This is a genomic window from Flavivirga spongiicola, assembly GCF_030540825.1.
GTDB classification, from domain to species: Bacteria; Bacteroidota; Bacteroidia; order Flavobacteriales; family Flavobacteriaceae; genus Flavivirga; species Flavivirga spongiicola.
The window spans coordinates 4,601,594-4,613,901 of the sequence record NZ_JAUOEO010000001.1 but is presented as its reverse complement, the minus strand read 5'-3'; the positions used below and the strand labels follow the sequence as shown (position 1 = coordinate 4,613,901).

At 33.0% G+C, this 12,308-nt stretch carries 13 protein-coding genes and 1 riboswitch; of the genes, 10 read left to right on the top strand and 3 right to left on the bottom strand.

Going from position 1 to position 12,308, the window contains the following annotated elements:
* Positions 1–42: 42 nt before the first annotated feature.
* Entirely contained in the window at positions 43–507 is a 465-nt protein-coding gene (locus Q4Q47_RS18285) for an Lrp/AsnC family transcriptional regulator (RefSeq protein WP_303308085.1), read from the bottom strand.
* Between the two features lie 173 nt (positions 508–680).
* Here Q4Q47_RS18285 and eat point away from each other — a divergent pair, with 173 nt between their 5' ends.
* The 7 genes from eat to Q4Q47_RS18250 all read left to right on the top strand — a co-directional run bounded on the left by eat (position 681) and on the right by Q4Q47_RS18250 (position 8,724).
* Positions 681–1,997 (top strand): ethanolamine permease, encoded by a 1,317-nt coding sequence (eat, locus tag Q4Q47_RS18280; RefSeq protein ID WP_303308084.1) that lies wholly within the window; start codon positions 681–683, stop codon positions 1,995–1,997.
* A 4-nt stretch (positions 1,998–2,001) separates the two neighbouring features.
* The gene (locus tag Q4Q47_RS18275) at positions 2,002–3,360 is read left to right on the top strand and encodes a glutamine synthetase family protein (RefSeq protein WP_303308083.1); all 1,359 of its coding nucleotides are present in this window, start codon (positions 2,002–2,004) and stop codon (positions 3,358–3,360) included.
* A gap of 10 nt (positions 3,361–3,370) precedes the next feature.
* Positions 3,371–4,522: an iron-containing alcohol dehydrogenase gene (locus tag Q4Q47_RS18270; protein ID WP_303308082.1), complete on the top strand. Its 1,152-nt coding sequence runs from the start codon at positions 3,371–3,373 to the stop codon at positions 4,520–4,522.
* A 10-nt stretch (positions 4,523–4,532) separates the two neighbouring features.
* Positions 4,533–5,273 (top strand): gamma-glutamyl-gamma-aminobutyrate hydrolase family protein, encoded by a 741-nt coding sequence (locus Q4Q47_RS18265; protein WP_303308081.1) that lies wholly within the window; start codon positions 4,533–4,535, stop codon positions 5,271–5,273.
* Positions 5,274–5,280: 7 nt separating this feature from the next.
* Positions 5,281–6,648 carry an aldehyde dehydrogenase family protein gene (locus tag Q4Q47_RS18260; protein WP_303308080.1) on the top strand — a complete coding sequence of 456 codons (1,368 nt, stop codon included), beginning with the start codon at positions 5,281–5,283 and terminating at the stop codon, positions 6,646–6,648.
* Between the two features lie 216 nt (positions 6,649–6,864).
* Positions 6,865–7,383, top strand: coding sequence for a lipocalin family protein (locus Q4Q47_RS18255; protein ID WP_303308079.1), 519 nt, complete (start codon positions 6,865–6,867; stop codon positions 7,381–7,383).
* A gap of 111 nt (positions 7,384–7,494) precedes the next feature.
* Positions 7,495–8,724 carry a class I SAM-dependent rRNA methyltransferase gene (locus Q4Q47_RS18250; protein ID WP_303308078.1) on the top strand — a complete coding sequence of 410 codons (1,230 nt, stop codon included), beginning with the start codon at positions 7,495–7,497 and terminating at the stop codon, positions 8,722–8,724.
* A gap of 20 nt (positions 8,725–8,744) precedes the next feature.
* Here the strand turns inward: Q4Q47_RS18250 and Q4Q47_RS18245 are convergent, their stop codons facing one another.
* A complete protein-coding gene (locus Q4Q47_RS18245; RefSeq protein ID WP_303308077.1) occupies positions 8,745–9,245 on the bottom strand; it encodes a nicotinate-nucleotide adenylyltransferase in 501 nt (166 codons plus the stop codon).
* A gap of 176 nt (positions 9,246–9,421) precedes the next feature.
* Here Q4Q47_RS18245 and Q4Q47_RS18240 point away from each other — a divergent pair, with 176 nt between their 5' ends.
* Positions 9,422–10,369, top strand: coding sequence for an NAD(P)H-dependent flavin oxidoreductase (locus tag Q4Q47_RS18240; RefSeq protein ID WP_303308076.1), 948 nt, complete (start codon positions 9,422–9,424; stop codon positions 10,367–10,369).
* Here the strand turns inward: Q4Q47_RS18240 and Q4Q47_RS18235 are convergent.
* Positions 10,362–10,718 (bottom strand): hypothetical protein, encoded by a 357-nt coding sequence (locus Q4Q47_RS18235; protein WP_303308075.1) that lies wholly within the window; start codon positions 10,716–10,718, stop codon positions 10,362–10,364. The genes Q4Q47_RS18240 and Q4Q47_RS18235 overlap by 8 nt on opposite strands.
* A gap of 150 nt (positions 10,719–10,868) precedes the next feature.
* Here Q4Q47_RS18235 and Q4Q47_RS18230 point away from each other — a divergent pair, with 150 nt between their 5' ends.
* Positions 10,869–11,474 carry a pyridoxamine 5'-phosphate oxidase family protein gene (locus Q4Q47_RS18230; protein WP_303308074.1) on the top strand — a complete coding sequence of 202 codons (606 nt, stop codon included), beginning with the start codon at positions 10,869–10,871 and terminating at the stop codon, positions 11,472–11,474.
* 94 nt (positions 11,475–11,568) lie between these two features.
* Positions 11,569–11,699, top strand: a riboswitch (cobalamin riboswitch).
* 116 nt (positions 11,700–11,815) lie between these two features.
* The gene (locus tag Q4Q47_RS18225) at positions 11,816–12,307 is read left to right on the top strand and encodes a PAS domain-containing protein (RefSeq protein ID WP_303308073.1); all 492 of its coding nucleotides are present in this window, start codon (positions 11,816–11,818) and stop codon (positions 12,305–12,307) included.
* Position 12,308: the final 1 nt, after the last annotated feature.

The following is a 12,308-nucleotide window of genomic DNA, read 5'->3' as shown; positions in this document are numbered from 1 at the left end:
CTCTAGCTCCTTTTGTTGTCATAAAACTAATAAGATCCATGTTTAAATGAGAAGAGGTAAACTTGTGGTATTAACAATTTCTTTCATTACAAAATGACTTTGCATGTGTCTTATGTTTTCTATAGCGCCTAATTTTTTTAAATTAAATTCATGGTAATGGTCAATATCTTTTGCGTAAACTTTTAGTTGAAAATCAAAATCACCAGTAGTGTGTAAACATTCTACAACTTCATCTAATTTTTTAATGGCATTCATGAATTTTATGGCACTTCTTTCTGAATGTTTCTCAATAGCTACAGAAACTATTACCATTAGACTGAGTCCAAGTTTTTTTCTGTCTAATAAAAACACTTTCTTCTTGAGTAATTTTAAAGCATTTAGTTTTTTTATTCGTTCATAGACTGGAGTTGCTGTCAAGTCTGTAGCCTCAGCAATTTCCTTGTTAGATATGTTTGCATTTTCTTGAAGTAAGCCTAGTATAATTAAGTCTTTGTCGTCTAATTTCATTTTTTAGTCAAATTTATCTAAAACATTTCAAATATTTGGATGTGAACAGCAAATATATGCTATTTTATAGTTAAATATTAGAAAATAACTACTAAAAAGTTTAAATAATAAGTATTTTTAAACTGTTAATGATGTGAATTTAGTAAGTTTGAACTTCTGTTATTTTATAATTTATGAGCAACAATCAACTAACTAAAGTGTTAAGCCCTCTAATGTTATGGGGACTAGGAGTAGGATATGTAATTTCCGGAATGTATTTCGGATGGAACTTGGGGTTGGCCGAAGGTGGGACATGGGGATTAGCGATTGCTACCTTTTTCATCATAATCATGTATGTCACTTTTACCTTTAGTTATACAGAAATGGCTTGTGCTATACCTAAAGCAGGAGGTGCCTTCGAGTATGCTAATAGAGGTTTAGGAAAGCATTTAGGGTTTATAGCAGGCATTGCACAAAATATTGAATTTGTATTTGCACCACCAGCTATTGCTGCAGCTATCGGAGCCTATTTGAATTTATTATACCCTAGTATACCGTTACTTGTTTTTGCTATAAGTGCTTATTTAATTTTTACCGTTGTAAATATTTTGGGAGTTAAGATTGCTGCCACTTTTGAACTGGTAATAACCATTTTTGCGGTCATAGAATTATTGATTTTTGCAGGGGTTGCTTTACCCGAATTTGAGTATAGTAATCTTGAAATTAATGCTATGCCAAATGGCATTTCGGGGATTTTTGCTGCTATTCCTTTTGCTATATGGTTTTTCTTAGCCATTGAAGGTGTTGCTAATGTTGCAGAAGAAGCTATAAACCCACAGCGTAGTATTTTAATAGGATTTGGCTCTGCCATAGCAACATTAGTAGTATTGTGTATTTTAACCTTTGTAGCGGCTGTAGGTGTAGGAGGTTGGGAAGCAGTTGTATATCCTGAAGGAAGTAACGTGGCGTCAGATTCACCATTACCATTAGCTTTAGGTCAAATTATAGATAGTTCACACGTGCTATATAAATTATTAATTGGCATTGGACTATTAGGTTTAATAGCCTCTTTCCATGGCATTATTCTAGCAGGAGGAAGGGCTATAATGGAATTTGGTAGAGTAGGGTATGCGCCTAGATATCTTGGAAATATACATAGTAGGTTTAAAACACCAGCAAATGCTCTTTTAGTAAATATGTTAGTGGGAATAATAGCTTTATTTTCTGGAAAAACTGCAGAAATTATTACAGTGGCATGTTTTGGAGCCTTAACACTATACATCGTTTCAATGCTCGCATATTTACGACTTAAAAAAAATGAACCAGAAATGGAAAGGCCATTCAAGGCACCAATGTATCCTGTCTTTCCATTAACAGCACTCATTATTGCATCTATTGCAATAATAGCAATGAGTTATTACAATCCAGTTATCGCAACTGTATTTTTTACATTAGTAGGGCTGTCTTATCTTTACTTTGTAGCCTTTTTAAATAAGAAAATGGTATCTTAATAGTATGAATACACAAGAAATTATAGCTCTATTAAAGGAGCAAAAGCACGAAAAAATTAAAGTCGCCATTGTTGATATTGATGGCGTTGCGCGAGGAAAATTTATGTCCAAAGAAAAATTCATTTCGGCATTAGAGTCGGAGTTTGGGTTTTGTCAGGTTGTTTTTGGTTGGGATATAAATGATAAATGTTATGACAATGTGAAAGTTACAGGTTGGCACACAGGGTATGGAGATATGGATGCTAAAGTTGACACTTCAACCTTTAGGACAATTCCGTGGGAAGATGACGTACCTTTCTTTTTAGCTGATTTTGATACAGATGACAAGAGTAAAAGTTATGTGTGTCCTAGAACATTGCTTAAAAAAGTAATTACCCAGGCAAAAGGAATGAACTTCAAGCCTTTATTTTCACAGGAGTTTGAATGGTTTAACTATAGAGAAACTTCAACATCTTTATATGAAAAGAATTTTCAAAACTTGCAACCTATCACATCAGGAATGTTTGGGTATTCATTATTAAAAATAGGAGAGAATGATGCCTATTTCTCTGATTTATTTGATTTAATGAACGATTTCAATATTCCGTTAGAAGGGTTGCACACAGAAACAGGACCTGGAGTTACAGAGGCAGCCATTCAATATGGAGACATTTTAGAAGCTGCTGATAGAGCAGTGCTTTTTAAACTAGCTGCTAAACAAATAGGATTTAAGCATGGTATTATTCCAAGTTTTATGGCAAAACAAATAAGTAGTTTGCCAGGTTGTAGTGGGCATGTACACCAAAGCTTGTGGGATTTAGAGAAGAAGAATAACCTGTTTTATGATGCTAATTCTGAGAATGAAATGAGTGATATCATGAAAAGCTATATAGCAGGACAATTGCTTTGTTTGCCAGAGATCCTTCCCATGTTTGCACCTACCATAAACAGTTATAAACGATTAGTTGAAGGTGCTTGGGCGCCTACTAATTTAACATGGGGTATAGATAATAGAACGACGGCGTTACGTGTATTAGCAACAGGAAAAAAATCAACAAGAATAGAACATAGAGTCGTGGGGTCTGATACTAATTCATATTTAGCTATGGCAGCCGCTTTAGCAAGTGGATTGTACGGAATTAAAAAAGGATTAAAGTTAGATACTCCAGCTACGGTAGGGAATGGCTATGAAGATTACAGTAATGGTTCATTACCTAAAAATTTATGGGACGCTTCACAGGAAATGAAAAATTCAGAAATAGCAAAAGAGTTATTCGGAGAAGATTTTGTAGATCATTTTACAAAAACGAGAGAATGGGAGTGGAGAGAATTTGCTAAAGAAGTGACCGATTGGGAAACAAAGAGATATTTTGAAATAGTATAATAATTATAAAATGTTAGATATTAAGCAAACATACAGTTTTAATTTTCCAACACCTATTAGATTTGGTGCAGGAGTAATCAAAGAATTAGGAGCCTATTTAAAGGATAATAATTTATCAAGTCCGTTACTGGTAACAGATCCAAATGTGGCAGAACTTTCTTTTTTCAAAGACATTCAAAAGGATTTAGAACAACAAGGGTTATCTACAGAAGTGTACAAAGAGATGCATAAAAATCCTGTAAAATCTGATGTGCTAAGTGGTGGTGATTTATATCACAAAACGAATAGAGATTGTATTATAGGTATTGGTGGCGGGGTAGCGCTTGATGTTGCCAGAGCCATTGTTTTGAGAGTAAATCATAAAAGAGACTTATTTGATTATGATGATTTAATTGGAGGGGATAAATATGTTACTGAAGACGTTCCTCACTTTATTACTGTACCAACAACATCTGGAACTGGAAGTGAAGTAGGGAGAAGTGCCATTATATCTGAAGATGACACGAAAAAGAAACGTATTCTTTTTTCGCCTAAATTACTAGCTAAAATCGTTTTTGCCGATCCATTATTAACTATGGAGTTGCCCGGTTTTATTACAGCAGCTACAGGTATGGATGCGCTTACCCATAACATGGAAGCTTATTTAGCAAAAGGATTTCACCCCATGTGTGACGGTATTGCCTTAGAGGGGATTTCATTAATTAAGGATTCTTTAGCGACTGCTACTAAAAACCCAGATGTTGAGTCCAGAGCTAAGATGTTATTAGCTTCACTTATGGGAGCAGTAGCTTTTCAAAAAGGACTAGGAATAGTTCATAGTTTAGCACACCCCATGTCAAGTTTATTAGATACACACCATGGGTTAGCCAATGCGGTTAATTTACCTTATGGTATGGCATTCAATTATGAAGGTTTTGAAGATAGGTTTGATAAAATGGGAGTGGCCTTAGGTCTTGGATCTAATTCAGCAGCAAAAGTAATTCCTTCTTTGTTTGAATTAAATAATGAGTTAGGATTACCTACTAAATTGGGAGATGTCGGTGTTGAATCATCCCATATTGAAGCTTTGTCTCAATTGGCGTTAGAGGATTTCTGTCACCCTTCAAATCCAAAACCAGTAACCAAAGCCGATTTTGCAGCCATTTATAAGAAAGCATTATAAAAATTAGAAAATGATTAAGTTAGGAATATCATCGTGCTTTATGTATCCTGATACCAGCAGAAATGTTTTTGGGCATAAATCATTGAGCTATGTAGAAAATGACATGGCTAATTATGTGACTCGAAAGGGCGTTTTACCTGTTTTGATTCCAGATATTAATGAAGAAGAGTTATTTAACGACATTTTAGATCAAATGGATGGTTTTATCCTGCAAGGTGGCGTAGATTTAGCTCCAGAAACTTATGGAGAACAGCCTATAGGGAAATGGAAAGGAGATGCTTATAGAGATGCTTATGAATTAAAGATATTAGATTATGCTGTGAAAAACTCTAAACCTATTATGGGAATTTGTAGAGGGTTTCAATTAATGAATGCATACTTTGGAGGTACACTATACCAAGATACGCTAACACAAAAAGATAATGTTAATGACCATAGATCTGCTGAGTTATATGATACCATTAAACACCCCGTAGCTTTTACGGAAGATAAGTTTTTAGATCGATTATACAATAACGAAAAGCAAATTTATGTAAATACGGTTCATCATCAAGCGGTTAAAGACTTAGGGAAAGATCTAGAAGTATATGCATATTCTGATGATGGCTTAATAGAAGCTTTTGGGTTTGTTAAAGAGCCAGAAGGAAAAGTGATTGGAGTACAATGGCATCCAGAATTTTTCCACACAATAAAAGACGAACTAGTTGACGCAGATTTACTTTTTGATGCGTTTTTAAAACATTTTAAATAAAAGAGATATGAATATTATTAATCCTGCTACGGGAGCGATTATTTCAACTATAGAATCAGACACTCAGGAATCTTTAAATGCTAAACTTGAGTCTTTAAGACAAGGACAAAAAAGTTGGACGAAAAGATCGATTGAGGAAAGGTTGAATTGTATCAAAAAGTTTGGAGAACTGGTACAAGAGAATAAAGATGAACTGGCTCAAATTTTAACCTCAGAGACAGGGAAACCATTACAACAATCGTTAAATGAAATTCAAGGCGCTCAAAATAGAGTAGACCACCTATGTAGTTATGCCCAACAATGGTTGGCACCAGAAGTATTAGTAAATAAAGGACCAACCCTTGAGCGTATTAAGTATGAGCCTCTTGGCGTTATAGCAAATATTTCAGCCTGGAACTTTCCATATAATGTTGGTTATAATGTGTTTTTATATGCATTAGTTGCTGGAAATGCGGTATTATATAAACCATCAGAGTTTGCAACGTTAACAGGAAAACAGTTTGAAGCTTATTTGCATCAAGCAGGTATCCCTAAAGATGTTTTCCAATGTGTTATAGGAGATGGAAGTTTAGGCCAACACATTTTAGAGTCTCATGTAGATGGTTATTTCTTTACAGGATCACATAAAACAGGATTGCACATATATCAAACGGTTGCACCAAAAATGGTTCCAGTGCAATTGGAGTTAGGAGGCAAAGATCCTTTATATGTTACCGAAGACGTTGTTGATGTTAAGCAATCCGCTATTAATGCTGCCGAAGGGGCCTTTTATAATAACGGACAAAGTTGTTGTGCTGTAGAACGCATTTATATTGCTGAAGGTATTTATGATGAATTTATAGAAGCTTTCACTGAAGAAGTAACGTCTTATAAAATAGGAGATCCAACAGATTTATCAACTTTTATAGGCTCTCTAACAAGAGGACAACAATTAGAGGTATTAAAAGAGCAAGTTGAAGATGCAGTTGCTAAAGGAGCCACGTTATTGGCAGGAGGAAAAGCTATAGAAGGTGATGGTTATTATTTTGAGCCTACGGTTTTAGCGAATTGTAATCACGATATGAAAGTTATGATTGATGAATCATTTGGACCTATTATTGGATTGCAAAAAGTAAGTTCTGATGAAGAGGCTACCTCACTGATGTTAGATACAGAATATGGATTAACGTCAGCCGTTTTCTCAAGCAATGAAGAAAGAGCGATGCATATTTTAGATCATATGAATTCAGGAACCGTATATTGGAATTGCTGTGATCGTGTAAGTCCAAATATACCATGGTCAGGTAGAAAGAATTCTGGACTAGGCTCTACTTTGTCATCACAGGGAATCAGGGCTTTTGTCCAGCCCAAAGCGTATCAATTAAGAGTGTCTTAATTAGTTTTACCTTCCCAAATTGAATGGGAGAACCTAGATATAAAGAACGCAACCAATTTGGTTGCGTTTTTTGTATTCTTAGTCTTATAAAAGATATACGAATATTACTTTAATCGATATTTTTAAGCCTTTAACTAATAGTTTTACATCTTTTTTGATTGTGCTTTTTTAACGTTTTTTACTTATTATTTTTGTAGTATAAATCAAACCAAAAACATGAAAAAATTAAGTATTTTATTTATTGCATTAACCTTAGTATTAACAACATCTTGTTCAAGTGATGATGCTTCTCCAGAAATATCAGGAAGTATAATTGGGACATGGAAAGGAATATCTGTAGATTATTCAGGAACTACTGTTACTTCAGCTCAAGGGCAGAGTGTTAATACTGATTACGTTGGAGAAGCATACGATATTGATTATTCATTAACTTTTAATGAAAATCCTAACAATTTAATTTCAACGGGATCATATAGTATTAAATTAACATCTACAGTTGCAGGTCAGACAACTACTAGGACTGTAGAAAATTTAAAAGTTTTAGGAGATGGTACTTGGAAAATGGAAAATAACGAATTAGAAATTATCACAGGAAATGGAACTGGAGTAATGAAAATCGAGAAGCTTACTGAGTCAGAACTTGTTTTATCAGCAACTGAGGTAACGGACTTATCACAAGGAGGTGTTAGTGTTATTAGCACAACTGATGTCATCACTACTTATAAAAAACAATAGTTGTAAATTCCCATTATAATAAAAACGCAGCCAAAATGGTTGCGTTTTTATTTTGTTTGCTTTTTAATCACCTTTAAAACGCATACTTTTGAACGCTAGGAAATCTATAATATGTCATTTTCAACTAAAATTAAATCAGATTATATACCAAAACGCTTAGCCGTAAAACTAAATGCTAAAGGTGAACAATTTGTGGTTAAAAAGCACCCCTGGGTTTTTTCAAATAATATTGTGAAGATTAATGATGGGTCTCGAACAGGAGATTTAGCGATTATTTTTAGTAAAAATAAAAACAAAGTTGTTGGTTTAGGTTTGTATGATGCCAATTCACCTATTCGCATTAAAATTATTCATAGCGACTCCTCAAAAGTAGAAATAAATGCCGATTTTTTTCATCACAAAATAGAAGAAGCTCATAAAAAGCGATTAAGTTTATTAAAAACAAACACGACTAGTTATCGCTTATTATTTGGAGAAAATGATGGGTTTCCCGGTTTAATTGCGGATGTTTATGATACTGTTTTAGTAGTAAAATTATATTCCGAGATTTGGTTACCTTATTTAGAATCTATTTTAAAAAGTTTGCAAAAAATTTCTAATACTGATACCATAGTTATTCGTTTAAGTCGCGGGTTGCAACAATCTAAAAACCATCAATTAAAAGATGGTGATGTGGTTTTTGGTGTATTGGAAAATGAAGTTGTTCAATTTATTGAACATCATGTGAAGTTTTCTGCAAACGTGATTAAAGGTCATAAGACAGGCTATTTTTTAGATCATCGGGCTAACCGAAAACAAGTAGGTGAGTGGAGTAAAGGGAAAACGGTTTTAGACGTTTTTTCCTATGCTGGTGGGTTTTCAGTTCATGCGTTATACCATGGAGCTAAAGAAGTAACAAGTCTGGATATTAGTAAGCAAGCATTAGAAATAGCTATACAAAATGGAAAACTGAACCATTATACAGGTAAACATAAAACGATTGCAGGTGATGCTTTTGAAGCGCTTAAAAAATTAATTAAAAACAAGATTACTTTTGATATCGTAGTTATAGATCCTCCTAGCTTTGCAAAACAAGCTTCAGAGGTTGAATTAGCTAAGAAAAAATATGCCCAATTAGCTCAATTAGGAGAAAAATTGACTGCTAAAAATGGATTGCTAGTGCTAGCCTCTTGTTCATCTAGAGTTTTATCTCAAGCTTTTTTCGATATTAACTCACAAGTCCTATCATTATCAAACAGAGATTTTAAAGTGATATTAAAAACGAATCATGACTTAGATCACCCTATTGGGTTTAATGAAGGTGCTTATTTAAAATGTGGGTATTATAGATTTCTTAATTAGTTTTTTAAACTGAAAAGGCTTTATAAGAATATTCCTTTTTCGTCGGTTCTTACCTTAATAATTTCAGTGTTATTTTTTATTTTGACTTTGTATTCCTGTTTTAAAGAATCTTTATCACAATGATATTTAATAAGATAAACATCTTCAATGATGCCCCAATTTGGAAATCGTTTTGAAATGGCTTGAGCAACTTCCAATGGTAATCTTACATTGTAATACTTTTCGTTAGTTCTTATTATTTTTCCATTTTTATCATAAGCAGCAACTATTTTTCCTTTAGGAACAGAAAAAGATACTTCGTAGACTTTATCAGTATCATTGTAAAGTTTTGAGATTTCTTTATGATTGTAATTTAGAATTTCATCTTCTAACCTTTTAACTTCTTTAGGAGCATTATCTGAATCTGTTGCGTCTAAATATTTGTAATTTACTGAAATTAATGTGTTTGGTAATTCAATTGTTTGTGAGTTGACTTGGGCGGTTAATCCAAAAATAAATAAACCAAATAATATTTTTTCCATGGCAAATGATATTAAGTTTTGCATAGTTAAAATTAACTATGCGCTTATAATATAAATATGATAAAAGTCATAATACCAGATATTTATGAGTAATTATTATTGATGATTATATAACTATTTGAATGCTAGTTGTTATGCATGCATAATATTTGTTATATTTGTTCAAACTTTAATTAATGGCTAGTAAACTTACCGAACTTCTAAATATAAAACACCCAGTAATTCAAGCCCCTATGTTTTTAGTTTCTAACGTTGCTATGGTTATTGAAGCAATGAAAGGTGGTATTGCTGGTTGTATTCCTGCATTAAACTATAGAACACTTGAAGAATTAAGATCTGCTATAAAAGAATTAAAAGCTAATAGAGTAGCGGGTGGATCTTTCGGGTTTAATTTAATCGTTAATAAATCGAATGTAAAGTATAAAGGACAATTAGAAATTCTTTGTGAAGTCGGGTGTGATTTTATTATCACATCTTTAGGAAGCCCAGAGGAAACAATCAATCAAGCACATAAAGTTGGTATTAAAGTGTTTTGTGATGTGGTTGATTTAAAATTTGCAAAAAAGGTAGAACAACTTGGGGCTGATGCTATTATAGCGGTAAATAATCAGGCTGGCGGTCATCGAGGTGATAAATCACCAGAAGATTTGATTAAAGAATTAAGTTCAAATTGTCATATTCCTATAATTTCTGCTGGTGGTGTTGGAAGTAAGGGAGATATTGATAGTATGTTGAGTTATGGTGCAGCAGGAGTATCTGTTGGAAGTCCTTTTATAGCCTCTTTTGAAGCGAATGTTACTAACGAATATAAACAAGCTTGTGTTGATTATGGTGCAAATGATATTGTCATGACTGAACGTATTTCAGGAACCCCATGCACCGTGATAAATACACCTTATGTTCAAAAAATTGGAACAAAACAAACTTGGCTGGAATCTGTTTTAAATAAAAACAAAAAGCTTAAAAAGTGGGTGAAAATGATTCGTTTCTCAATTGGTATGAATGCAACTAAAAACGCAGCTACCAAAGCAACATATAAAACAGTTTGGGTAGCAGGACCTAGTATTGAGCATACAAAAGAAATTCTACCGACAAAAGAAATTATTAATCGTTTGGTTAATTAACTAAAGCTATTTTAGCTTTTCTTTTGTTCTTGTTTTTTCCAACAAATAGGCTAATGGTGGCACTAGCAGTTAAGCCTCCAAGAGAAGTAGCTACTAATTCACTAGTGTCAAAGCGATTATTTTCTTTACTGCTATCATAAATTTCTTTAGCAAGACCTGCTAATGCAGAAGTACCTAAACTATACCAAAAAGCTTTTTTCTTATTTTTTGTAGTCGTGTATACGACAGTATATGTCGTTGCAGATATTATTGCGCCTGCTCCAAAATGTAGTTTATGGTCTGCTGTAATGGACTGCGCATTACATAAGCCTGCAAAAGACAACAATATAATAGTAACAATTATTTTCACTCAAATTGGTATAAGTTTCTTGGGTGTAATTTTATATAATATTTACAATACGATCTATAAATACTTGATGAAATACCGTTTTATTTGATTAGGAGATGATTTTTTTAGACATAATAGCTACATTTGATTATCATATTTATAACGACTATTATGCAAATTAAAACAACGTCAGAACTTCGCAAATTATATGGATTCCCTAAAGGAAGAGCTAAGGATAAAGACCTTTTTAACTTAGACAAACATGCCATTCATTTTATTAATACATCTCCATTTTTGGTAATGTCTACATCAAATAAAGAAGGAAAATTAGATGCGTCTCCAAGAGGAGGAACACCAGGATTTGTAAAAGTGATTAATGAAACAGAAATTGTAATCCCAGATTCTAAAGGGAACAATAGACTTGATAGCATTGTTAATATTTTAGAAACTGGAACGGTTGGTTTATTATTTTTAATACCGGGTATTGATGAAACTTTGCGCGTAAATGGTCAGGCTTCTATTAGTACTGATGCTGAATATTTAGAGTTGTTTACTTCAGAAAATCATCCACCAAAGGCATGTATCGTTGTTGCTATCGAAACATTGTTTTTACATTGTGCAAAGGCTTTTATGCGCTCTAAATTATGGGATGAAAAGGCAAAAATTGATAGGAACACATTTCCGACAATGGGGCACATGTTAAAAGATCAGTTAGGAGGTTTAGAAGCTCCAGAATCTAGAGAAGATATGATTAAACGTTATGAAAAAGACCTATAAATAAGTTTAATATTAGAAGAGTTAATCATTTAGTGCTGTATTTACCTTAAAAACTATATATTTGAGTATTACCATTTATAATAAATTCAAACTATAGCTGGTATTATTTAAAGGTTTAGCTAGTGCTATATAATAAGGAATTGTGTTAAACTCACAAGCTGTCGCGCAACTGTAAGTAATATCAATTATTACAAGCCAGATACTTCCCTTTAAAAAAGACAAACGTGCTTTCGCGATTTTAAGGCCAAGTCAAGATATATATACCGGCGAGCTTAATTTATTCTGCTTATTGTTGGTGTCTTGCTTCTTTTTATCTCTCTCTGCACAAAATTATTGAAGCAATGAAAACAAAACCACATACGTTACAAGGTCCTTTAAAATGCTGGGATATTTATTCAATGCATTTGGCAGAACAAGCTATTAAATTTACTAAGCAAAATGATATTGAAATTTTAAAAACATACAAGAACAAATTTAGCTGGTCTTTTGATGTTGAAACCATACTCACTAATAATCAATTTGAAGCTTTAGTGCTTACCGGCCTTACACAAGAAATTCAATGGGTAAATAAAGGATTTACAAAAATGACGGGCTATTCTTTTAAATATGCGAAAGGGAAGAAACCTCATTTTTTACAAGGAGAAAAGACCTCTTCCAAAACTCTAAATAATATACGTAGCTATTTAAAAAGCGGTGTTCATTTTAAAGAAAGCATTGTTAATTATAGAAAAAATGGCGAGATGTATCATTGTAGTATTGAAGTCTATCCACTAAAAGATGGTAATAATAAAATTACACATCTTTTAGCTTTAGAAAATGAAATTAGACTTTGAA

What these genes read in the sequence shown, in the direction of transcription:
- Q4Q47_RS18285 (WP_303308085.1), bottom strand. Translation starts at nt 507, where the DNA reads ATGAAATTAGACGACAAAGACTTAATTATACTAGGCTTACTTCAAGAA.
- eat (WP_303308084.1), top strand. Translation starts at nt 681, where the DNA reads ATGAGCAACAATCAACTAACTAAAGTGTTAAGCCCTCTAATGTTATGG.
- Q4Q47_RS18275 (WP_303308083.1), top strand. Translation starts at nt 2,002, where the DNA reads ATGAATACACAAGAAATTATAGCTCTATTAAAGGAGCAAAAGCACGAA.
- Q4Q47_RS18270 (WP_303308082.1), top strand. Translation starts at nt 3,371, where the DNA reads ATGTTAGATATTAAGCAAACATACAGTTTTAATTTTCCAACACCTATT.
- Q4Q47_RS18265 (WP_303308081.1), top strand. Translation starts at nt 4,533, where the DNA reads ATGATTAAGTTAGGAATATCATCGTGCTTTATGTATCCTGATACCAGC.
- Q4Q47_RS18260 (WP_303308080.1), top strand. Translation starts at nt 5,281, where the DNA reads ATGAATATTATTAATCCTGCTACGGGAGCGATTATTTCAACTATAGAA.
- Q4Q47_RS18255 (WP_303308079.1), top strand. Translation starts at nt 6,865, where the DNA reads ATGAAAAAATTAAGTATTTTATTTATTGCATTAACCTTAGTATTAACA.
- Q4Q47_RS18250 (WP_303308078.1), top strand. Translation starts at nt 7,495, where the DNA reads ATGTCATTTTCAACTAAAATTAAATCAGATTATATACCAAAACGCTTA.
- Q4Q47_RS18245 (WP_303308077.1), bottom strand. Translation starts at nt 9,245, where the DNA reads ATGGAAAAAATATTATTTGGTTTATTTATTTTTGGATTAACCGCCCAA.
- Q4Q47_RS18240 (WP_303308076.1), top strand. Translation starts at nt 9,422, where the DNA reads ATGGCTAGTAAACTTACCGAACTTCTAAATATAAAACACCCAGTAATT.
- Q4Q47_RS18230 (WP_303308074.1), top strand. Translation starts at nt 10,869, where the DNA reads ATGCAAATTAAAACAACGTCAGAACTTCGCAAATTATATGGATTCCCT.
- Q4Q47_RS18225 (WP_303308073.1), top strand. Translation starts at nt 11,816, where the DNA reads ATGAAAACAAAACCACATACGTTACAAGGTCCTTTAAAATGCTGGGAT.